The 24027-nt window shown below is 43.0% G+C and carries 16 protein-coding genes; 11 read left to right on the forward strand and 5 right to left on the reverse strand.

Annotated elements, in window-relative coordinates:
- Window positions 1-610 precede the first annotated feature (610 nt).
- Complete coding sequence (nrdG, locus tag JMW39_RS11565) at window positions 611-1069, forward strand: anaerobic ribonucleoside-triphosphate reductase activating protein (protein ID WP_201546615.1); 459 nt, start codon at window positions 611-613, stop codon at window positions 1067-1069.
- Complete coding sequence (nrdD, locus tag JMW39_RS11570; RefSeq protein WP_201546616.1) at window positions 1062-2855, forward strand: anaerobic ribonucleoside-triphosphate reductase; 1794 nt, start codon at window positions 1062-1064, stop codon at window positions 2853-2855. Before nrdG ends, nrdD begins: the two co-directional genes overlap by 8 nt.
- 194 nt (window positions 2856-3049) lie before the next feature.
- Here nrdD and JMW39_RS11575 read toward each other — a convergent pair whose 3' ends face one another.
- A complete protein-coding gene (locus JMW39_RS11575) occupies window positions 3050-3310 on the reverse strand; it encodes a DUF1289 domain-containing protein (RefSeq protein WP_201546617.1) in 261 nt (86 codons plus the stop codon).
- A gap of 199 nt (window positions 3311-3509) precedes the next feature.
- On the opposite strand from JMW39_RS11575, the gene JMW39_RS11580 reads away from it, so the two are divergent.
- From JMW39_RS11580 to JMW39_RS11590, 3 genes are all read left to right on the forward strand, one after another.
- Window positions 3510-4169, forward strand: coding sequence for a YqiA/YcfP family alpha/beta fold hydrolase (locus JMW39_RS11580; protein ID WP_201546618.1), 660 nt, complete (start codon window positions 3510-3512; stop codon window positions 4167-4169).
- 110 nt (window positions 4170-4279) lie between these two features.
- Window positions 4280-6166 (forward strand): DNA topoisomerase IV subunit B, encoded by a 1887-nt coding sequence (parE, locus tag JMW39_RS11585; protein WP_201546619.1) that lies wholly within the window; start codon window positions 4280-4282, stop codon window positions 6164-6166.
- 148 nt (window positions 6167-6314) lie between these two features.
- A complete protein-coding gene (locus tag JMW39_RS11590) occupies window positions 6315-7010 on the forward strand; it encodes a lysophospholipid acyltransferase family protein (RefSeq protein ID WP_227679505.1) in 696 nt (231 codons plus the stop codon).
- A gap of 118 nt (window positions 7011-7128) precedes the next feature.
- On the opposite strand, the gene JMW39_RS11595 is transcribed toward JMW39_RS11590, so the two are convergent.
- The gene (locus tag JMW39_RS11595; RefSeq protein WP_201546620.1) at window positions 7129-7911 is read right to left on the reverse strand and encodes an SDR family NAD(P)-dependent oxidoreductase; all 783 of its coding nucleotides are present in this window, start codon (window positions 7909-7911) and stop codon (window positions 7129-7131) included.
- Between the two features lie 306 nt (window positions 7912-8217).
- On the opposite strand from JMW39_RS11595, the gene JMW39_RS11600 reads away from it, so the two are divergent.
- Window positions 8218-9588, forward strand: coding sequence for a hypothetical protein (locus JMW39_RS11600; RefSeq protein ID WP_201546621.1), 1371 nt, complete (start codon window positions 8218-8220; stop codon window positions 9586-9588).
- Window positions 9589-9714: 126 nt separating this feature from the next.
- Here JMW39_RS11600 and JMW39_RS11605 read toward each other — a convergent pair whose 3' ends face one another.
- Window positions 9715-11466, reverse strand: a complete 1752-nt coding sequence (locus tag JMW39_RS11605) for a mechanosensitive ion channel (protein ID WP_201546622.1) — start codon at window positions 11464-11466, stop codon at window positions 9715-9717.
- A gap of 416 nt (window positions 11467-11882) precedes the next feature.
- On the opposite strand from JMW39_RS11605, the gene JMW39_RS11610 reads away from it, so the two are divergent.
- Window positions 11883-12614 carry an FKBP-type peptidyl-prolyl cis-trans isomerase gene (locus tag JMW39_RS11610; protein ID WP_201546623.1) on the forward strand — a complete coding sequence of 244 codons (732 nt, stop codon included), beginning with the start codon at window positions 11883-11885 and terminating at the stop codon, window positions 12612-12614.
- A gap of 205 nt (window positions 12615-12819) precedes the next feature.
- On the opposite strand, the gene argA is transcribed toward JMW39_RS11610, so the two are convergent.
- Window positions 12820-14142, reverse strand: a complete 1323-nt coding sequence (gene argA, locus JMW39_RS11615) for an amino-acid N-acetyltransferase (protein WP_201546624.1) — start codon at window positions 14140-14142, stop codon at window positions 12820-12822.
- A 455-nt stretch (window positions 14143-14597) separates the two neighbouring features.
- Between argA and JMW39_RS11620 the strand changes: the two genes are divergently transcribed.
- The gene (locus tag JMW39_RS11620) at window positions 14598-15185 is read left to right on the forward strand and encodes a hypothetical protein (protein WP_201546625.1); all 588 of its coding nucleotides are present in this window, start codon (window positions 14598-14600) and stop codon (window positions 15183-15185) included.
- A gap of 163 nt (window positions 15186-15348) precedes the next feature.
- Here the strand turns inward: JMW39_RS11620 and JMW39_RS11625 are convergent, their stop codons facing one another.
- Window positions 15349-16305: a patatin-like phospholipase family protein gene (locus JMW39_RS11625; protein WP_227679506.1), complete on the reverse strand. Its 957-nt coding sequence runs from the start codon at window positions 16303-16305 to the stop codon at window positions 15349-15351.
- A gap of 327 nt (window positions 16306-16632) precedes the next feature.
- Here JMW39_RS11625 and recG point away from each other — a divergent pair, with 327 nt between their 5' ends.
- The 3 genes from recG to JMW39_RS11640 all read left to right on the forward strand — a co-directional run bounded on the left by recG (window position 16633) and on the right by JMW39_RS11640 (window position 23773).
- Window positions 16633-18954, forward strand: a complete 2322-nt coding sequence (gene recG / locus JMW39_RS11630) for an ATP-dependent DNA helicase RecG (RefSeq protein WP_227679507.1) — start codon at window positions 16633-16635, stop codon at window positions 18952-18954.
- A gap of 389 nt (window positions 18955-19343) precedes the next feature.
- Window positions 19344-20678: an efflux RND transporter periplasmic adaptor subunit gene (locus tag JMW39_RS11635; protein WP_201546627.1), complete on the forward strand. Its 1335-nt coding sequence runs from the start codon at window positions 19344-19346 to the stop codon at window positions 20676-20678.
- Window positions 20675-23773 (forward strand): efflux RND transporter permease subunit, encoded by a 3099-nt coding sequence (locus tag JMW39_RS11640; RefSeq protein ID WP_201546628.1) that lies wholly within the window; start codon window positions 20675-20677, stop codon window positions 23771-23773. Before JMW39_RS11635 ends, JMW39_RS11640 begins: the two co-directional genes overlap by 4 nt.
- The last annotated feature ends 254 nt before the right edge of the window (window positions 23774-24027 follow it).

A 24027-nucleotide genomic window follows, 5' to 3' on the forward strand; every position in this document is an offset into this window, starting at 1 on the left:
CTTCCCGAACTCAGAAGTGAAACATCATCGCGCCAATGGTAGTGTGGCTCCGGCCATGTGAGAGTAGGTCATCGTCAGCTCTCTATTCCTGAAAACCCCCTCTGCGAAAGCAGAGGGGGTTTTCTTTGTTCGGGGTTTTATTCCTTGAAATGAATATGGTAAATCCTTTTCAAAAGATTTTATATTGCTCTCTAAAAATAATCCTTAATTTTATAATTTCGTAGATTATATTCAGTTGTTCATGCTAATTAGCCCTGTCATATATCGCTATGATGGGGCTTTTTTTATTGGGTTATTTTAAAAAACAATAAATTATATTGTTTTTTTCTATCTAAAAAAGTTTCAAGCTCGTTACCAGTCTTTTTTACCTCTATAGAATTAGGTTTTCTCAAGCCTACCTTTAAAAATTATTTTATTCTAAGTAATTTTTCAAATTCCCCCAATCTATATTCCTTAAATCTTAGATTTTTAGTGTGTCTTTTATATCTAAATCGTTGATTTAAATGTGGTTACTAATCAGTATTTAAATTAAATATACTACATGTTGTGTTAATTATGATTTATAGATACTATATGTAGGTCTTTACGATTTGGTTTAGAGAGTGCAGTTATGTTGAATATTGTTGAATATGACATTGTTTTTCAAGAAGTACCGACAGAGGTTAGCTTAGCGTTGACCATTGCTGGCTGTCCTCTCATGTGCCGAGGTTGTATTCGTGCTGACACTTGGAAGAAAGAAAGGGGTACTCCTTTAACTGATGACTTTTTAGCCAAGCTATTGGAATGCTACAAAGGTCTCGTCAGCTGTGTGCTGTTTATGGGTGGTGAATGGCAACCGTCCGCCTTGTTGTCTGCTCTCAAGCAGGTTCGACACTCCGGATTGAAAACAGCACTGTACACAGGCTTGGATGCCATACCGTCCAGTTTGCAAACAGAGCTAACTTATCTAAAAACAGGACCATGGATTATGGAGCTTGGAGGCTTAGATACTCCAACCACTAATCAAAGGTTTATCGATTGTACTAACGGTGAAGTATTAAATCATTTGTTTTGGAGGGATTATGAGTAAGTTGAATTCAGAGCAGTTGGGCGATAAATTGTCTTTTATCAAAGATTACATGCAAGCCAATAATGCGGCAGATGGCTCCCATGTGGATGCCAATGCCAACGTGACGGTTAAGAATATCGCCACGTTAGAGAGCGAAATCATGAAAGATTACTTTATTCAGATTAATCGCAGTCAAGTACAGCAACAGATTCGCGCTTGTTTTGATAGTGATTTGGCAGATGAGTATTTGCGCCAAATTGAATCACATGAAATTTATGTGCATGACGAAACCAGCCTAAAACCTTACTGCGTCTCGGTATCGTTATATCCATTTTTGCTGGATGGACTAAAGAAATTGGGTGGCGAAGCAAGCCCGCCGCAGCACTTAGCATCGTTTTGTGGCTCATTCATTAACTTGATATTTGCCATTAGCTCGCAGTTTGCGGGAGCAGTGGCTACGGTTGAGTTTCTTGCCTATTTCGATTACTTCGCTCGTAAAGACCATGGCATTGATTATTTAACCACTCATAAATCATTTATTGAAAACTGTTTCCAGCAAGTAGTTTATTCCATTAACCAACCTGCTGCTGCTCGCGGTTATCAGAGCGTGTTTTGGAATATCTCTTTATATGATGAGCATTATTTTGATGCCATGTTTGCCAATTTTGTTTTTCCTGATGGGGATAGACCGTGCTGGGAGACGATTAAACAGCTACAGGCGTATTTCTTAACTTGGTTCAATGAAGAGCGTAAGCGTGCAATTTTAACCTTCCCAGTCGTTACCTGCGCCATGCTAACCGAAAATGGTAAATGTAAGGATGAAGAATATGCCGATATGCTGGCGACCGAACTGGCAGAAAAAAACAGTTTCTTTATCTATCAAAGTGATAATCCAGACTCTTTAGCATCTTGTTGTCGCCTACGCAATGAAATCACTGATCACAGTTTTTCTTATACTTTAGGTGCAGGCGGTGTGGCTACCGGCTCAATCAATGTCATTACTCTTAATCTAAATCGTATGATTCAAAATGGACAAGATTTGGCTGAAGAGGTACAAAAAATTCATAAGTATCAGGTCAGTTATCGTAAGCTGATGGAAGAATATCAGGCATCTGGCATGTTACCCGTCTATGATGCAGGTTTTATTCAATTGGATAAGCAGTTCTTGACGCTCGGTATTAATGGTATGGCAGAAGCCGCGGAGAGTCAGGGAATAATAGTTGGTAATAATCAGCAATATCACACTTTCGTCAATGATCTCCTAAAAACTATTTATGATGAAAATCGTAAAGCCAGCATACAGTATGGTTTGAAGTTTAATACTGAATTTGTACCGGCGGAAAACTTAGGCGTTAAAAATGCCAAATGGGACAAACGAGATGGCTATGAGGTGCAGCGTGATTGCTATAACTCCTATCTGTATCTGGTAGAGGATGAAAAAACCAATACCTTGGATAAATTTATGCTGCATGGGCGTAAGCTCACTCAGTGGCTTGATGGCGGCTCTGCATTGCATCTGAATTTGGATGAAACTCTCGATAAGCAGCAGTATCGTAAATTACTAGATATTGCCGCAACTACAGGGTGCCAATATTTTTGTATCAACGTGCGCATTACCATTTGCAATGAGTGTCAGCATATTGATAAGCGCACTCTTTATCACTGTGGGGCTTGCGGTTCAAACGATGTCGATCATGCTACGCGTATCATTGGTTATTTAAAGCGCATATCTGCTTTTAGTGAGGGTCGACGCCTAGAGCATCAATTGCGCTACTATCGCCGTGAACGCCACGTTGAAGTGGCTTAAGTTTATGAGTGAATCATTATAGGTAAGAAGCTAACAATCTAACTAAGGGCGAGATATACGCTCTTAGTTAGATCATAGTTAGATCATAGTTAGGCTTTGGCTAAGCAAACATTCTAACTATTTACAAAGTTTTGGATAAAAATCAGGCGCTTTAAGTTAAATACTTTTTAATCAAAAGTATTTAACTTAATCATTTAGAATAAAGATTCACTTTCCGCTACCTCATCAAAATCAAATCCTAATTGCTCGCCCTTACGCTGTCTCATCTGCTCGATACGCAGCTTACGTCCAGAGATTAGCCGTAATACTTCACGACGCTGTTCAGTGGTCATTTCATGCCATAATTGCCGCTCAGTGCGACTACGCAAGCAGCCAAAGCAATAGCCTTTTTTATTGCTTCGACAAACACCAATGCATGGATTGGCAATCTCGAATAGCTCAAACTGCTGATTCATGGCGACTCCATTGCTATTTTCGTTATTCCTTTAACTTATCTAATTTCTTGTTTAACGCCACTGTAAAATACTATTATGTCGCAAATAGTGAATAATAATGTGCGGTTTTATTGTTATTGTTTTTACTAAGTGGGTGCTATGCTGAGTTTTGATTATTCATATATAGCAATCATAACAAAATTAATAAGTGAGATTATACGTGAACGTTATTTATATTCATGGGTTAGATAGTGATGCCAATTCTACTAAAGGTAGATTGTTAGAGGATTATTGCCGCCAGTATCATCCTGATATCACTGTATTACGACCTGATTTGAATAAGACGCCTGATAAAGTTTTTAGTCAGATATTGTCATTAATCAAAAGTTTAGACAATAAAAATACTGAAGATAGTGAGCTTGAATCGTCAAATACGGTATTGGTCGGTAGCTCATTAGGCGGTTATTTTTCTACCTTGATTAGTAACCATATAGGTTGCCCAGCGCTGCTATTGAATCCAAGTACACAGCCGCATATTACTTTACAGCGCTTTGCTGATAATTTGGCTCTGAAAGATGATGTTAAAAAGGAGAGTTTGAGCAGTCAGATTTTTCATTCGACAGCCGGTGGTTGGGATATTACTGATACAGATTTGCAATGGTTTGCAGCGCATCAATTATCGACGATTAATTACCCTGATAAAATTTCTGTATTGATAAAACAAGGCGATGAGCTACTAAACCCTGAGCTATCTAAACAGTTTTATAAAAAGCGGGGAGTAACGGTAACTGTGCAGGCTGGCGGCGATCACAGGTTTAGTGATTTTGCTGAGCAATTACCTATAGTGATTGATCTGCTACAGAAGCTAGTACAGATTTAAATAGACGACATTATCTGACGTGAGCGACTGACTATTACCGTTACCGTCGCTATTTTTCGTTATAATGGCTTAATAGAATTAATCGCACATGAATAGTTAAGGATGCATTTGTGAGTCAATATAATGCGCAATCGTTAGAAGTTTTAGAAGGTCTTGAGCCCGTCCGTCGTCGCCCAGGTATGTACACCGACACCACGCGCCCCAACCATTTGGCGCAAGAAGTCATCGATAACTCAGTCGATGAAGCATTGGCGGGTTATGCCAAAATTATCAAGGTTCAGTTGCATAGTGATGGCTCGTTATCAGTTGAAGATGACGGCCGCGGTATGCCAACCGATGTCCATCCTGAGTTCAATCAAACTGGTATTGAGCTGATTTTAACGCGTCTGCATGCAGGTGGTAAATTTTCGACTTCGAATTATGAAGTGTCGGGCGGTTTGCATGGCGTGGGTATCTCTGTCGTCAACGCGCTATCGACGCGAGTCGAGGTAACCGTGTGGCGTGATAGTACACAGTTCGAGATGGCGTTTGAGAATGGCGCTGCAGTCACCCCTTTAACCGAAACCATCAGCTCCAATAAGCGTAAGCGTGGTACTAAAGTACACTTTTGGGCCGATAGTAGCTTTTTTGATACGCCGAAATTTAACGTTAAACAACTTAAGCACAATCTAAAAGCCAAAGCAGTGTTGGCCGCTGGTCTAACGATTGAGTTTGTCGATGATATTAATAATGAAAAAATCGTTTGGCAGTTTACCGATGGAGTGGTTGAATATCTAAATGAGCAGCTAGATGGTTTGGAGACCTTACCTGAAGTACCATTTTATTATAATCACGACGCCAAAGTGGGCGAACGTGCTGGTATTACCTTTGCACTTTCTTGGTTGCCTGATGGTGGTACGCCTGTGCAAGAAAGCTATGTCAATCTTATCCCAACGGCGCAAGGCGGTACGCACGTTAACGGCTTACGTACCGGTATTTTAGAAGCACTACGCGAGTTTTGTGATATTCATAATTTACTGCCACGTAGCGTCAAGCTGACTGCAGAAGATGTATGGGATGGCGTTAACTATATCCTATCGCTGAAGTTTTCTGAGCCGCAGTTCTCAGGTCAAACCAAAGAGCGCTTATCGAGTCGTGAAGCGGCGGGCGCAGTGCAAACGTTGGCAAAAGATGCCTTTAGCTTGTGGTTAAATCAGCATGCCGATATGGGTGCGCAGATTGCAGAGTTGGCGATTAATAAAGCAGGTCGTCGCCTAAAATCTGCCAAAAAAGTCGCGCGTAAAAAAATTACCCAAGGACCAGCGCTACCGGGTAAGTTAGCGGATTGTCGTGGGGATTTACGTGATGGCGCAGAGCTATTCTTGGTAGAAGGCGATTCCGCGGGTGGTAGTGCTAAGCAAGCGCGTGACCGTCATTATCAGGCGATATTGCCCCTACGTGGTAAGATTCTCAATACATGGGAAGTGTCGTCAGATACAGTACTGTCGAGCCAAGAGATTCATGATATTGCCATTGCTATCGGTGTCGATCCTGCATCTGACGATTTGTCTGAGCTGCGCTATGATAAGGTATGTATTTTGGCGGATGCCGACTCTGACGGTCTGCATATCGCGACACTAATCTGTGCGTTGTTCGTCAAGCATTTTCCAGCCTTAGTTGATGCCGGTCACTTGTTTGTAGCGATGCCGCCTTTATACCGTGTCGATGTTGGTAAAGAAGTGCATTATGCACTTGATGAGCCTGAGCTTCAGCATATTTTAGCCAATGTACCGGGGAATAAAAAAGCACAAATAACCCGCTTTAAAGGCTTGGGTGAGATGAGCGCAGAGCAGCTGCGAGAGACAACCATGAACCGTGATACGCGGCGTTTGGTGCAACTAGATATGGATGATATGGTGCTAACCAATAGTGTGATGGATATGCTGCTCGCTAAAAAACGCTCGGCTGATCGTAAGTCATGGCTTGAAAATAAAGGCAATTTGGCTGATATATCTTAATAAGCTAATAGAGCCGCCCGTTTACGTACATTCATTTATATAACTTTATAAACGAGTAAGCTCGTATATGATAAAAGCCTATAAAATTCAGGCTACTAGCATACGCTTAATGATATTATACGAGTATCTTTTATTATATGGTGCCGTCATGACATCAAAGTTTTTTCAGCGCTCTAAAACTGCTCATTCTGATTCTATACGCTCAAAGATACTACCGGATTTGAGTAAAAAACAACTGGGCAACTTGGTTCCGAAACGCGGAAATAAGTTTGCCCCAGTGATTGCATCCGCTATGCTAAAAGCGGCGGGTTGGCGCACGGTTGGAGAAATTCCAAATATTCCGCAGGCGGTGGTTTTGGCGCTGCCGCATACATCCAACGTTGATGGTATTTATGCGATACCAAGTTTATTTGCCCTCGATTTAAAAATCAGTATCATGGGTAAACATACACTGTTTAAAGTGCCGGTATTTGCACAGCTATTAAATTGGATAGGGGTTATTCCTATCGATCGCAGTAACAAAGGCTCGGTACTACAGGCGAGTATTGATAAATTCAAAACTGGCAAGCCGTTATTTTTGGGTTTAGCGCCAGAAGGTACGCGCCAATATACTAAAGATTGGAAATCAGGTTTTTATTATTTGGCAGTGGGTGCAGGCGTGCCGATTTTGCCAGTAGCGATGGATTATAAAACCAAAGAGATACGCTTTATGTCGCTTGTCTATCCGACGGGGAATATCGAAGCCGATTTACCAAAAATTTATGCGCAGTATCAAGGGGTGGTGCCAAGACATCCTGAGCGTTTATCTCAGCCTTTACAGGATATCAATGATTCAATTGATTGAATGTTTTAGTGTTTTTATAAAACCTTGATAAATAAAAAAGCCCCTGATAATAGAGTATCAGGGGCTTTTTTAAATCTTAAATAGAAAATATTCAGATTAGGCTACATTTTATTGTTGCTTAGAAATGTGGCTGACCGTTTGATGCGCTGACACCGCCATCAACGGGTAAATTTACCCCAGTAATCATCGAGGCATCATCACTGGCTAAAAAAGTGATGGCGGCGGCGATATCCTCTGGCGTGGCTAGACGTCCAAGTGGGCAGCGATCTAAAAACTTATCCGTTTTGCTGTCATTATCTTGAATGGCGCTGGTCATGTCAGTTTTAGTAACGCTAGGATTGACAGCATTGACGCGCACGCCGTCTGCGCCATGATCTAATGCTAAGGTACGTGTTAAATTAGTAACCCCCGCTTTAGCTGCATTATACGCCGCCATATTCCAGTCACCACCGATGCCAGACAGCGATGAGACATTAATAATATTGCCTTTAGTGGCAATCAGATGTGGCATCGCCGCCTGACAAACATAAAAAGTGCCATTTAAATTCACATCGATGGCCGACTCCCAGTCTTCAGAAGACAGCTCGGTGATTTTGCCTTGCATGGCTTTACCGGCATTGTTCACCAAAACATCAATTCTCTCAAACTTATCGATAACTCTTTTCATCATTTCTTGTACTTGGGCCTCTACACTGATGTCACAAACGACGGTCAAAAAGTTATCAGTATGAATCCACGTCCGATCCTGCGGAAAGGATTCAGCGGTTTGCTTTAAGATATCAGCAGTACGTCCGACCAAGACAACGTTAGCGCCTTCGAGAGCAAAGCGAATGGCGGTTGCACGGCCAATACCTGAGCCTGCACCAGTGACGATAACGGTTTTTTCTTTAAAGCGTTTCATGATGTTCAGTCCTTGTTATCATACGATTGTGATTATATAGAAAATGTCGTGGAGTCGTTTATGAAGTCAGTGCCCTGTGCCCTGTACTACGGCTATAGCGCCTTATATGCCAGCGCAAATGTGACGGCTTTTATGACATCATAACAACTCACTGCTATGAATGCGACTATCTATAATTGGTATAATTGCGCTTATGTTGTTTAATTGGTTACTAAAATTTTTAGCAATAATTAGTACTGTACCATGCTGCGTATTTGTCACAAGGTCTGCGATGCCATATAAATTTAATATTAAAAGGGTGAAGCTGTGTCTAATTCGTCTCCTGTGATTTTCGATAAGCCTCATCTTAGTGATGAGTTAGCCTTCTACTTGCATTCTGATGCCTTGGATATTGTGCTACCTAATGTTCAAGTGTTTGAGATTAACTACCATGCTAAATGTCATGCACGAAAATTCATCTATCAATTACCATTAGGTGAATTACAGCTGCTAAAGCTACTGGTCTATTTACCTGATGACATACCTTCTATTAATATCGAAAGCATGCGTAAAACCCTTATTAAATCAGCATTGGCATGGTATAAGAATGAACTATCTAAGCAAACCGCCAATCTAGCGCCCACGATAGAAGTATTGGTTTTCGATATTCAGTTTAAAAATGCTATTAGCGCATCAAATAATTCTGCCAATAAAGACAGTCAAGGTGGCAAATACAAGCGCTTAAAACATAGTTTTCCTGGCAGTTGTTTTATGGAAGATTTAATTATAGATATGAGTGACAGTGAGCAGCCGCTACAAATATTTGGCTGGCATGATTGGCAGTTAATACTAAGCGCGTTACATACGCCATGTGAGTTGTGGCGGTTTTTAAACTATCGTCTAGGACAGTTAAAACAAGGCGTTAGTAGCCGTGTACCAAGTGTTGAATCTGAAGAGATGAGGATTGACAATTTTTTAAACAATCCTGCGTTATTTACCCAAGCTATCGCTATAGATAACGCATTGATTAAATATGGTATGCAAGATGAGCCAAATTCAGCACTGATTATTATGGCACTTGCACAAAAAAACCAAAGTGCGACTAGCCAGATGTATCAGCAGCATATGAAGCAAGCAGCTATCTTATGGTCGCAAATTAGCAGCCAAATGCTAGAAGTCGTGAGTGAAAGCTTGAGCGCCAAAAAAGATGTGGAGCAGTTGCAAGATAATTCATTAGCAGACGTAGAAACACAGCAACAACAAGCTGATTCTTCTCATTGGCAGCAGCAAATACTCGATGAGTCCTTATTTTCGCGCCATGAGCTGATTCGTACTTTATATCTGCATCCTAAGCAAGACCAGCAATTGCACCAACAAGGCTATGTCGTCCATCAACATTCCTATGAGTCTTTAGGTCGGCATTATGTGCTGATATTTTATGGGCAGGATGCAGAAGCACAGCATAGTAAAAAGGCTATTCAACCGAACTTATCAAAAATCGCTTTGGACGTCGCCACACGCTTACCGATAGCAGAGCTGCATCACGTGATTGTACTAGGCATAGACTTTATTAATGAGGCTAATGATACCTTTATCGATATTGATTTATGGATTCAGCCAGTGGCTGCTATGAGTCAACGCGAACGCCATCTGACCAAGCAAATACAGCAGTTGCAACAGCAAAACCTGAAGCCATAGATAGGCAAGGTGAAAACTAAACATACATGTACTTTTTTATAGCTCCATAGTTATAAAAATATTGATTCACACTCATAAAAAAAGACAGCCTAGGCTGTCTTTTTTTGATTAAAACATCATCAATACTTATTTGTTATTGGTATCGTCGTATAAACCGCTACCAGGCAAGATGTTATTGTTAGCAATATCCTCATCAGTGATACTAGCGTCATTAACGTTGTTGTTCACATTGTTATTGGCAGTGTTGTCAATATCAGAGGTATTGATAGTATCCGTATTCACACGAGTCGTATCAACGATATCTGTATGAATATCAGGAGTCGACGTTGTGGCAGGCTTAACCGTTGGCGTATTCTCACGAACTGACGCCGCGAATTTATCTTGAGTTGACGTGTTAGGCGTCAAAGCAGACTTCACTTTTGCTTCATCACGCTCTCTATCCATTTTATCCTGCATCTTGCGTAGGAAACGAGCTGCTGCTTCTTGACCGCCAAGACCAAATGATAGGGCAAATGCCACCGCAACCGCACCTAGGGTTAAACCAAATGCTAAGTTAACAATAGAATCCGCAATACCCATCGCTTTAAGACCCATGGCTAGTACTAAGCCCATGATCAATACACGCACGATGTTTGCTAAGAACTGTGAACCTTGCTCCGAACGCTCAACGACACCCGCGATGATATTGGCAAGCCAAAAGCCAATAAATAGAATAACTGCGCCTAGGATGATGTTGGCACCAAAAGCGATAAACATCGTGATGATGGCTGAGATAGGCTCAAAACCTAGTAAATCAGCGGCAGCGATAGCAGCAAATAACATCGCAAAGAAGATAATCGCATAACCGACTAGGTCAGAGATTTTCTTATCGCCCATGGTCTGTTCTAAACCAACTTTCGCAGGCAGTTGATTGACTTGAGTATTTTCAAGTAGCCCTTTGATGATGTTGGCGACCATACGTACCACATAGAAGGTCACGATTAAAATCGCAGCTGCCATAAAGATATTTGGCAAAGCTTCCATGATTTTGTTGAGCATGTTGGTAGCAGGGCGGGCAATCACATCGATTTGCAGAGCATTTAAAGCAGCGATAATCGTTGGGATAATAACCACTAAAAATGCTAGTGAACCAGCAATATTAGGTAAGCTGTTTTGTTCGCTTAAGCCTGCTTTTGACGCCAGTTTTTGTACATCAAAAGTAGAAACCAAATTGGTCACAATGCCGCGTACGACTTTGGCGATGATATAACCCACCACAAAGACCACACCAGCGATGAGAATATTAGGAATAAAGCTGAAGATTTTATCAACCATATTGGTCAATGGTGCAAATAAACCATTGAGCTGTAGCTGACCAAGTACCATGGTCAATACAATCAATAAGATAAACCAGTAAACCATATCAGCAATGGTGCTGCTCAATGGTTTGACACCGGCTTTAGCACTTAAACGCTCATCCATCGATGTTTTTGCTAGAGCCGCGTTAATCGCCGTACGAACAACGGTGGCGATCACCCAGCCAATCACACCAACTGCAATCGCAGCAATGATATTAGGTATAAAGGTCAAGACTTGATTGACCATGTTAGCAAATGGGGTTGAAATAGAATTTAGATTTAGTTGACTGAGCGCGCCAGCGATGGCGATGATGAAAATAAACCAAAAAACAATTTTTGAGATAATACCCTCTAAATCGTAGCTTTTACCAGTGGAAGAACTCATCTGCTGGTTGAGATTTACCTTCGATAACACACCGCGTACAAGGGCAGCGATACCCAATGCCACGAGCCAGCCAATGATGAAAATTAGAATAGCGCCGATGATGGAACCAATAGGGCCACCAAGATAACCGTTGAACGATGTATACATTGGATTCATCCTGTCCTCCTTTAATGATCATGCATCAGCCATCAAATAATCCTTGCTATTAAATATCAGCCTAGTTATTTGTAGCAAACACATACCTAATTATTAGTATTTTTAATTGATATTATTTAAGAAGCTTTTTTTATAAGACCTTAGTCAACATTCTGTATTGATGGTTAACAAAATCTACGTTCTGTTACTTCTTACCTTAACCAATTTAGCTTAGCTGATGTAATGAGGGATTTAAAGACAGAAAGCTTAACTACTTACTATAGTTGTGTGATAAGTTGTTAATTTGACGGCAAATATTAACATAGACTGTACATTTGACCGATAATTTCAAGGGAATCGTAGCTCCTAAAACCAAGATTTGCTATGATAGAAGAATGTGACATCTTGCCACTATCCTTACAATTTGAGAGTATTCTATGAAAAAAATTACTACCTTAAGCATTAGTGCCCTTGCTAGTGCGATGTTATTAGTTACCGGCTGTAACGCCAGCAATGGTAATAAAGAAAGCGCTGCTAAAAGCGTTTCAGTGACTGAAAAAAGCCCAGCCAATGAAAAAGTCGGTTACAGCTTGGGTTATATGATGGCAGAAGGTAATAAAGAAGCGGTCGGCGATCTGAATCTTGATACCTTTGAAAAAGGCTTCCGTGATGGCTATGAAGGTAAAGAGGGTGCGTTGACGCAAGAACAAATGCAAGAAGTCTTGATGACCTATCAAAAAGAGCAAGAAGAGAAGTTTGTTAAAGATATGGAAAGTAAAGCGGGCGAAAATAAGACCAAAGGTGCTGCATTCTTAGCAGAAAATGGTAAGAAAGCTGGCGTGAAAACCACCGCTTCTGGCTTACAATATAAAGTAGTGACCCCAGGTACTGGTAAATCACCAAAAGCTACTGACGTGGTTGAAGTGAACTACGAAGGTAAATTGATTGACGGTACGGTATTTGACAGCTCTTATGAGCGCGGTGAGCCAATCGAATTCCCACTAAACCAAGTCATTGCTGGCTGGACTGAAGGTCTACAGTTGATGAAAGAGGGTGGCAAATACGAGTTCTACATCCCATCTGATATCGCTTATGGCGAAGCGGGTAACGCAGGTATCGAGCCAAACAGCACCCTTATCTTTACCGTTGAGCTATTAAAAGTAAAATAAGCCGTTATTAGATTTATAACCCTTTTAAGCCATGGTGGTTACTAAAAGGCGTTTATAAAAAATGGTTATAAAAAAGCGTGTATGAAAGATAAAAAAGCCCTCATATATTATGAGGGCTTTTTGCTGCGCGGTAATTAAGTTGCTCATTTATGAGTTGATTAATGAATAGCTAACTCATTCACTTGCAGATTATAGGTTTTTTAAATTATAAAGTCTTTTGGAAGACTTTAGAGTTACGACCGTTATTATATTTCTCACGCCGCGCTTCAGGAAGAGCGCTTGCCTCAACTTCAGCAAAACCTTGCTCGACAAACCAATGCGCGGTACGAGTAGTCAGAACAAATAACTTATGCAAACCATGGCTGCGTGCTTGCTGTTCTAAAAATGCTAGCAAGTCAGCACCGCGGCTGCCACTACGGTATTCAGGATGTACCGCCACACAAGCAACTTCTGCCGAATCTGCATCTAACGTATAAAGTGCGGCGCAGCCTAAAATCATGCCGTCACGCTCAATGACGCTATAATGATCAATCTCTTGTTCTAAGCGCTCGCGTGAGCGGCTGACCAAGATGCCTTGTTCTTCTAGCGGTGATAATAGCTCAATCAGCCCGACCACATCGTCGATATTGGCACGGCGAATCTCTTCATAAGGGTCATGGCTAATCAAAGTACCAGAACCATCACGGGTAAATAGCTCTTCGAGGAGCGCGCCATTTTTAGCATAAGAGATGATATGGGTGCGATGAACCCCTTGGCGGCAAGCATTACTGGCGCAGCTTAAGAAATAATTAATCTCACAATTTAAATCACGATCCCGTAAGAAGCGGTCGACTTCATTTGGAATCATCTCACGTAGCAAGCGGTTATCATGATTGATACCGGCTTCTTCGCCTAAGAAGATCAGCTTATCGGCGCTTAGTGCCACGGCGGCACTAAGCGCAACATCTTCAGCCAATAAGTTAAAGACTTCACCCGTTGCTGAATAACCCATTGACCCTAAAATCACGATATGGTCATGCAAAAGGTTATTTTTAATAGCCTCAACATCGATAGAACGCACTTCACCGGTCATCTGATAATCAACGCCATCACGAATACCATAAGGACGGGCGGTGACAAAGTTGCCCGAAACCGCATCGATACGCGAGCCGTACATTGGTGAGTTTGCCAAGCCCATCGATAGTTGGGCTTCGATTTGTAAACGAATAGCACCAACCGCTTGTAAAATAGACGGCATGGCGACGCGCGGAGTCACGCGGATATCTTGATGCAATGGCGAAGTAATGTCTGCGTCTTTGAGATTTTTTTCGATTTGCGGTCGCGCCCCGTGTACCAATACCAGCTTGATACCCAAGCTATGCAATAAAGCAAAGTCATGAATCAGCGTACTGAAATTGGAATGATTGACCGCCTCACCGCCAAACATAATCACGAAAGTCTTACCGCGATGGGTATTAATGTAAGGGGCAGAGTTACGGAACCAGTGAACGTATTCAGGGTTAATCTGTGGCATGGCGCTAGTAGTCATAATGGGAGCAATAGTCGTTAGAATAAGAAAAGGAGCGTGACAGCAAAAGCCTGTCGCTAATGAATTACCATAACAAAAAACGCCGTTATGAGCTATCTTTTATTTCAGCAGCGTTAAGAAGTCTTGGTAGTAAATAGATGATATACACAACCTCAACACGGGATTAGTGTACGGCTAAACGCTTTTTGTTATGCTAAGCGCTATTGCTTTAACGATAGCTTACGCAGATAATTGACAAAAATAATAATCGCTAAAGATAGTAATAGCAAAAAGTTAACATTAATAATGATGACTAAGCTAAAAAATTAAGCAATAAAATAGTTGCTTATATAGCATTGGATATTTTAAGAACGATTCAGTTTTACCAGCTTGTTTTATTAAAAGCCTTTTTTATTACGAGACTGTTTTATTAAAAGATTGTTTTATCGATACATTAACTAGGGATAATGAATGTCATGAAGAAAAGTAACCATTTTGCAAACCCGTTCAGTGCGTGGAGCGGACACCGCTTATTTCATGTTGTCGCCGGTACGCTCGTTGGCGTAATGGCAGTGACACAAGCATCAGCGATGTTGCCAACGCCAGAGCAAGCCGTTGATAATTCATTGGTATTGCAGGCGAATGCCAACCAAGGTAGTGGCTCAAATGCGCAAGCGGTCAATAGCAAAATCACCGCGTCACTGATTAGTGTCGATGCCAATGGGCAGGAATTGCTAGTACCAGTTAATGCCAATACGCGTTTGCAGTCAGGTAATGTTTTGGAATATCAAGGCTACTTTACCAATACCAATACCGATCGCGTCCGTAAAATGACGGTCACCATGAGTATTCCAGAGCAAGTAGAATTGCTACGAGCGGTGTCGCCAGATTTCCCATATGGTAGTGCCGATGGTAATACTTTTGCCCGTATGCCATTACGTGGCAAGGTTGATAATCAACTGCAAGAAATCCCATTGAAGTTTTATAAAGCGGTACGTTGGGACTTAGAAGGCGTTGGTTTGAATGATACGGTCGTGGTTAAATATCGTGCACGCGTTAAATAAGTTAATTCTTTAAATTTGCTGCATTAAAAAAGCACCACAGTTAACGCTGAGGTGCTTTTTTAGCATCAATTTTTTAAAGTATGTATAAGAATATATAGACTTGGCAGGATGGCTTTTTATACTTGCTGTTCACTTATCAATTAAGGAGCTGCTAAAGGGTTGCCTATTTACTCTGCGATTTGTCTTTCAGTGCTTTGTCTTTAATAAGTTGTTTAATGGCAGAAATTTGCGGCATAGTGGCTTGCGAGCCAGCCGTCATTAGAGCGCGGCGCTGGCTAGTATCTAGCGAGCTAATATGACCGACATCTGGGATAATGATAATATCAGCGCGATCACGCTCATGGCGCATCGATGCAGAACGACTAGTGCGTGCTTGACTGGAATTAGTGACAGTTGCAGCGGCATTTGCGACAAAGCTGCTCTCAAGAAAGCCCCAAAAACTGCTTAATGAATTGATAGTCGGCATTTTATTGTTAGCAGAACTATTAATATTAGCAGCCGTTACATCAACGGCGATAATAATATCGGCACCCAAATCACGCGCAGTATCAACCGGTACTAAGCTGACCACACCGCCATCGATATATTTTTTACCGACTTGTTCAGGAATGCGCGGGGCAATAAAAATATTGGGCACACTACAGGATGCTTGCACCGCAAGACCAGCATTACCACTACTAAAAACGGCCTTTTTTAGCGTGTGTTTTTCGGCAGCGACCGCGGCAAAGCTGATCGGAAAGTCTTCTATATTGCGCCCGCTTACTTTTTTATTAATAAAGTTTTTAAGCTTGATACCTTCGATAAAGCCTTGGTTGGATAAGGTAAAATCTGTCAATTCGCTATCAGAAGTATTTAACGCTAATTGTTCAAGCTGTTTGGCGTTATAACCACTGGCATATAAGCTGCCCACTAAGCTACCGACACTGGTGCCGACTACTAGCGTCGGCGTGATACCATTTTCTTCTAACGCCTTAATCACCCCAATATGTGCAAAGCCTTTCGCACCGCCGCCGCCTAAGACTAGGGCGACTTTTGGTTGATTGTTTATAGGCGTGACTGTCTCAGCAACTGGCGTCAGACTCTGACACGCGCTAATAAACAGTCCTAATATGCTGAGCATGCTAAATCGTAATAATAATGATAAATGACGATAGGGGTAATAGTTAGCAGGTAAAAACATAAAAAACCTTAGCAAAAATCATCATGTAAAATAAAAGGCTGCGTGGTAAGCCCATCATTAATAGCTTACTTGGAAATCAGCTAGACGCCGTATCGCTAAATAGCTTAGCATGAGCAAGTCGCTTGTCCGTTATAATCATTATCACTGAGTGTTTTATAGCAGATTCATGATTATAGCTTTTATAAGACGGCATAGACTTTAAAACCTAGACTTTAAAATAAGACAGTTAATTAGATAGTATTTACCTTTATATCATTAGGATGATTGATGCCCATATCGGTTAAGCACGCCACAGTAAATGCATCAGATGCTATGAGGTCTGAGAGGCCCGTTTCGGCGCTTGATATGCCCGTGACGGCGCTGGCGGGTGTGGGATCAAAAGTGGCCGAGCAATTAGCCCAATTGGGTATTGAACGCATTTTTGATTTACTGCTGCATCTGCCACGTGATTACGAAGACCGTAGCAGACTGCTATCGATAGCCGATGTAGCACATGGACAAGCCGCCTTAATTACCGGGCGGGTGGTGCATGTCGATATCAAGCGTAGTGGTATGACAGTGGTGGTAGATGATGATACTGGCACGATATCGCTGCGTTTTTTTAAGGTGTATCAAGGTCTTGCGCAAACGATGAGTCTTGGCACACAGCTGCAAATATTTGGCGAAGTAAAGGTTAGTCGTTACGGCAAACAGATACATCATCCTGAATATCAAATTATTAGCAGCAATGAGGCAATCGTAAATACGGGATTACAGCCGATTTATCCTAGCGTTAAAGGCTTGCATCAAAATAAGCTGCGCACCTTGATCAAACTTGCGCTGCAAACGGTTCGTGCTCAAGGTTTACCGATGACCTTGTTCACGCCAGCCGACTTTGACGTGGTCGCTGATTTGCCGTTAGCGCCTTTTGAGCCTGCTAAATTAGCGGTTGCAGAAGATGATTTTCCAGACGATATATTTTCGACCCTTGCGCGTAGTGTGCCCGACAATTCGATTAGTAATAGTGTAAATAATGAAGTTAAGTCAGAGAACGCAAGCACGACTAATAATAATGTCTACAATTTAACCATATTCGAAGCCTTGGTATTACTGCATACGCCGCCTACCTATACCGACGCGGGGCGACAATATCAGCTGCTGACGCAATTAAGTGCTCGCACCCATGCGGCTTGTCAGCGTCTCATCATTGAAGAATTAACCGCGCATCAACTTAGCCTATTATATCGCCGTCAGCAATTACATCAGTATAAAGCACCCAAATGCGCGACCCAAAGCCCGCTTGCCGATAAACTATTTGGTGCGCTACCATTTGATTTAACGGGCGCACAAAAAAGAGTCATGAAAGACATTACTGCTGATATGGCAACTTCTATTCCGATGCTTCGACTGGTACAGGGCGATGTTGGCGCAGGCAAAACCCTAGTCGCGGCAGGCGCAGCAGGCTATGCACTCGATAGCGGTTGGCAAGTAGCGGTTATGGCACCGACAGAGATTTTAGCAGAACAGCATTTGGCTAATTTTAAACAATGGTTTGAACCGCTAGGCGTCGGCGTTGGCTGGCTCGCTGGCAAGCAAACAGCAAAGCAGCGTCGAGAAGCGTTAGAGGCGGTAAGCGAGAACAGCGTGCAAGTGGTGGTTGGCACTCATGCACTATTTCAGGAGCAGGTACAGTTTGCCAAATTGGGATTGGTTATTATCGATGAGCAACACCGCTTTGGCGTTGAGCAGCGCATGGCCTTGACCAATAAGGGGGTGGCGAATAGCACGCCGCATCAGCTGATTATGACCGCAACCCCGATTCCGCGTACGCTCGCGATGAGCGTCTATGGTGATATGGATACTTCTATCATTGATGAGTTACCACCCGGACGTACACCAATTACGACGGTGACCATTGACCGTAACCGCCGTGATGAAGTTATTGAGCGTATTGCGGTTAATTGTGAGGCAGGCAGGCAGGCGTATTGGGTATGTTCATTGGTAGAGGAATCTAGCGTGCTGGATGCGCAAGCTGCTGAAGCCACTTATGAAGATTTAAATGAGCGCTTGAATATTCGCATTGGCTTAGTGCATGGCAAAATGAAATCCGCTGATAAACAAGCCATCATGCAAGAATTTAAAACTGGTAATCTTGATTTACTAATTGCCACTACAGTCATCGAAGTGGGCGTTGATGTGCCGAATGCGTCGTTAATGGTCATCGAAAATGCCGAACGTTTGGGTTTGTCGCAACTACATCAGTTGCGCGGACGTGTAGGTCGTGGTTCGACCAAAAGCTTCTGCGTACTGTTATACCAAAAGCCATTGTCGGAGACGGGCACGGAGCGCTTAAATGTGCTGCGGGAAAGTACCGATGGTTTTGTCATTGCGCAAAAAGACCTAGAGCTGCGAGGACCTGGTGAGCTGTTAGGTAAACGTCAAACCGGTAACGTCGGTTATTATTTGGCCGACCTTATCCGCGATGAGCAATTATTTGCTATTGCGCAGCGCCTAGCGAAACATCTTATCGCTGACCCAACACGTAAAGCAGACGTAAGCCAACTTATCCACCGCTGGATGCCAGAAGCCAGTCGCTATACCAATGCTTGATACTTAATGCTTGCTTGGCGACTGAGCCAATTTCCCGCTATCAAATTTCATGAAAAGCCATTATTTTTCTAAAGATAACGGCTTTTTTTATTGTTTTTATAAGCTATATAGACGATGAAAGATAATATTAGGCTATTCAAATTCATTAACGAGCTGTTCTGATTGTTTATCACTTTTATCATATTACTTTGCAAGTTTTTACGCTTATCCATGCTTAATAGATGGCAAACTTACGAAGCTAAAACACACTATATAAAAATAAGATGATGACTTAATATATGCTATCCTCAATAAATTTATAGACTATTGTAATCATAAATAGCAATTTTTTACCTATTATTTTTCTATCCTTATACCATTTCTAATTGCCTGTATTACAGAGAGTTATCATGAGCGATGTTGAAGACAACAAGCTGCCAGTTGAATCTGAGCTACCACCTTACCGCCAAGCTGATACGCGAGCGCCTAAACCATCATCAAAATTCCCGTTATGGTTATTGCCAGTATTGGCTATCGTACTTGTCGTTGGGGTGTTGGTTGGTAAATACTGGGGCGGCGATAAAGTAGCGAGTGATGAGTCACCAGCGGCTAACAGTGCGCAAAGCGCAACTGCCGACCCAAAAGATAGCAGCAACCAGCAAGCGGTACTATCAGTCGAAACAGTATCGCCAAGCCAAGATAGTATTGGTAACACGCTCAGTGCGGATGGCACCATCAACGCTAAAGATGTGGCCAATGTCAGCGCCAAAGTAAACGGCGTTGCTATCGAACGTATATTGGTCCAAGAGGGCGATCGCGTCAAAGCGGGGCAAGTACTGGCGATATTTGATACCGATGCCATGGAGCAACAAGTCTTGCAAGCTGAGGCAGATGTTGCCGAAGCAGAAGCAACCCTTGCCAATGCGACTGCCGATGCAGCTCGTGTCCTGCCGCTGATTGAGATAGATGCCATTAGTAGACAAGAAGCGGATCGCTATCGCACCTCTAAACTGCAAGCACAGGCGGCACTACAAGCGTCTAAAGCGCGCCTCAGTACCCAGCGTTTAAGTGTCAATAATGCCAATGTAGTTGCACCGGTCAGTGGTGTTATCAGTGAAAAAATGGCTGAAGTTGGCATGGTTGCTGGTGGTGAGCCATTATTTACCATTATTAAAGGTGGTGTTTTAGAGTGGCGCGCGGATATCGATCCTAAACTCCTTGGTGAAGTCAATGTCGGCACGCCAGTGCGTGTCAGCTTACCGGGTGGCGATTCTGTGATGGGGCAGGTAAGCCGTATTGCACCAACGGCCGATAATAACCGTCAAATCACTATTTATGCTAGCCTCGCTGCTAACTCAAAAGTGCGTGCTGGCATGTACCAAACGGGTGAATTTCTATTGGGTAGTACTAGTGCTCAGACCGTACCGAATAGTGCCATTGTCAGCAATGATGGCTATGATTATGTGATGCTAGTGACCAATGTCAGTAGCCAAGACGGTAAAAACATAGGACGTATCAAACAACAACGCGTGACCCTTGGCGAACGTTTTGGCGATAGTGTTGCGCTGACAGAACCACTGCCTGCAGAAAGTCGACTTGTGAAGCAGGGCGGTAGCTTCTTAAACGATGGCGACTTGGTACGTATCGTTGATGGTCTAAATACAGCCAATGATAAATCGGGCAGCCAAGCTAGTAAAACGGCAACTGCTGCAAGCACTGGCACAGCCACGCAGGCGCGCTCATGAGTTTAAATGTCTCCGCTTACTCGATTAGAAATCCTTTAGTTGCCATTCTGCTGTTTGTGTTGCTGACTTTGGGCGGCATCTACGGTTTTATGCAAATGAAGGTGCAGCAATTCCCTGATATTGACCTGCCAGCAGTGGTGGTCACGGTGACCTTGCCGGGTGCTGCGCCATCACAGCTCGAAAACGACATTGCTAAAAAGATAGAAAATAAGCTTACCAGTATTGAAGGCGTCAAGCATATTCGCACCAGCCTGCAGACGGGCGTAGCGACCATAGCCACCGAGTTTGTCTTAGAAAAAGACATTCAAGAAGCGGTTGACGATGTGCGCTCGGCGGTGGGTGAGGTACGGGGCGATTTGCCAGCCGCTGCCAATGATCCCATTATTACCAAAGTCTCAACGTCAGGTTTTCCCGTCGTTACCTACTCTGTTGCCTCTGAAAACATGAACGTCGAGGACTTATCTTGGTTCGTTGATGATACGGTTACTAAGCGTTTATCCGATATACCGGGTGTCAGTACCGTCAGCCGTATCGGTGGGCTACAGCGAGAGATTACCGTTGCCGCTGACCCTATTACATTAAGTGGTCTTAAGCTTTCTATCACTCAGTTATCCAATCAAATCACCGGTATCCAGCAAGACAGCTCTGGCGGTGAAGCAGAAGTGGGCAAAACCACACAGACTATTCGTGTGCTTGGCGCCGTTGAGCGCGCAAGCGAGCTTAATAATTTACAAATAGCCGTTCCGACAGGTGGTACGCAAGCTCTTGGGCGCATGGCGCAAATCACCGATGGCGCTGCTGACCCAAGCTCGATTGCCAAGCTTGATGGCGAAACGGTGGTGGCATTTAATATCACGCGTTCGCGCGGTGCCAGTGAAGTTGAAGTTATGGAGTTGGTTGACGCAGAGTTGGCCAAGTTGTCAGCCGATGTGGGCAGTATCGATATTGAAAAAGTCTATGATCGAGCCACGCCCATCGCTGAAGATTATCAAGCTTCCTTACGCATGCTGATAGAAGGTGGTTTACTTGCCGTAGTGGTGGTGTTCTTATTTTTACGTAATATCCGCGCCACCTTTGTGGCGGCTGTGGCGTTGCCGTTGTCAGTTATTCCTACCTTTTTAGGTATGTATTTATTTGGTTTTAGTCTTAATATTATCTCCTTATTGGCACTGTCACTGGTCATCGGCGTCTTGGTCGATGATGCGATTGTAGAAGTCGAAAATATCATCCGCCATTTGCGTATGGGTAAGACGCCTTATGAAGCCGCGATGGAAGCGGCTGATGAGATTGGTTTGGCGGTGGTCGCGACCACCTTTACCTTAATTGCGGTATTTTTACCGACTGCCTTTATGGGCGGTATCGTTGGACAGTTTTTCCGACAATTTGGTTGGACTGCAGCATTATCCATATTTGCGTCGTTAATGGTCGCGCGTCTTATCACGCCGATGATGGCTGCTTATATATTACGACCAGAAAAAAAGCACGTTGAAAAACAAAGCGCGTTGATGGATTGGTATCTTAAAGTGGTGTCATGGACGCTGCATCATCGCTGGATTACGATGGGGGCGACGTTAATATTATTTGTGGCGTCGTTGGCGTTGGTGAAATTATTACCAACCTCTTTTATTCCTGATAATGATATTGATCAGACGCGGGTTGAGATTGAGCTGACCCCTGATGTGGCGCTAGAAGATACCGAGCGTGTTGCGGCGATGGCCAGTGAGCGTATATTGGCCATGCCTGAAGTAACGCATATTTTTACCTCGGTAGGGGAAGCGCAAGCGGCAATGGAAGCCAGCTCTGGCGGTAAAGCTGAAAATATCGCAGGCTTGGATATTGTGCTTGCGCCACGAGCAGAGCGTGCCTCTAAGCAAGAGATTGAGCGCCAGATAAGTAGTATGCTCTCAGAAGTACCGGGCGCACGCTTTACCGTTGGCTTATCGAGTGGGGGTGAGACCGGTTATAATTTTTCTTTGACCAGTACTGATCCGCGCCTGCTTGAGCAGACAGCCCAGCAAATGATGGCAGAGATTCGGGCGTTACCAAGTGCGGGCGCTGTCACCAGTGATCGTAGCCTGCCGCGCCAAGAGCTGACAGTGACACCAAACAGGCTAGCAATGGCTGATAAAGGCGTGACTACGCAAGATATTGCCACTACCTTACGTGTGGCGACCGTTGGCGACTATGAGCAGCGTTTATCTAAGCTGAATCTCGATACGCGCCAAGTGCCTATCGTAGTGCGCCTGCCAGATATCGCTAAGCAAAACGTCAGTCAATTAGAAGGCTTATATGTGCCGAGTGCCTTAACTGCAGGACAAGGCGTACGAGTAGGTGAAGTGGCGTCATTAAACTTTGGTACTGGACCTGCGCAAATCAGCCGTCTAGACCGTGAGCGCGCGATTAGTATCACTGTTCAGCCTGCCAATGGTGAGCTTGGTGACTTGGTGCAAGCGGTTAAAGCCATACCTAGTATGCAACAGCTGCCAGCCTCTATTACTATTATTGACCAAGGGCAAGCAGAAAATATGGCTGAGCTATTTAGCGGCTTTGTGATTGCGATGTCGGTTGGCGTGGTCTGTATTTTAGGCGTGCTGATTTTATTGTTTGGGCGTATATTGCAGCCATTTACTATTTTGATGGCATTACCGCTTTCTATCGGTGGCGCTTTTGTGGGCTTGGTGATTACTAATAGTAGTCTATCGATGCCTTCGATGATTGGTTTTATTATGCTGATGGGTATTGCGACCAAAAACTCTATCTTATTGGTCGATTATGCATTGATTGCTCAACGTCGAGGTTTGGCGCGTTTTGATGCCATTATTGACTCTTGTCGTAAGCGTGCGCGGCCAATTATTATGACCACCATTGCGATGGGCGCGGGTATGATGCCCTTGGTCTTTGGTTGGGGCGATGCCGATCCTACCTTCCGTCGTCCAATGGCCGCCGCTGTCTTGGGCGGTTTGGTTACCTCAACCTTATTAAGCCTAGTCGTTATTCCGGTAGTTTATACTCTGATGGATGATTTATCAGGATGGTTTGGCAAATGGTTGATACCGCATGGAAAGGATAAGGAAAGTGTCGTTATTGAAAAGTAAACTATGTTGAGAAATCATAAAGCATGATGCTCAAATATAGCCAACTATCAAAATCATCAATTAGATAAGGTAAGTTACCCATTGAATATCGATATTTAAGGTGTAAAGTATTAGTTTTGTTTAAGGAGCTTTATTAAAATATTAATTAATATTCATAAAATTTCATATAATCTTGTAAAAGAGTGTTTTCAAGTTTGTATGCTTATTAATATTTGATATTTTATAAAACCTTGAATTTAAACCATAAATAAAAT

The sequence above is a fragment of the Psychrobacter immobilis genome, from assembly GCF_904846175.1.
Lineage (GTDB): Bacteria > Pseudomonadota > Gammaproteobacteria > Pseudomonadales > Moraxellaceae > Psychrobacter > Psychrobacter immobilis_E.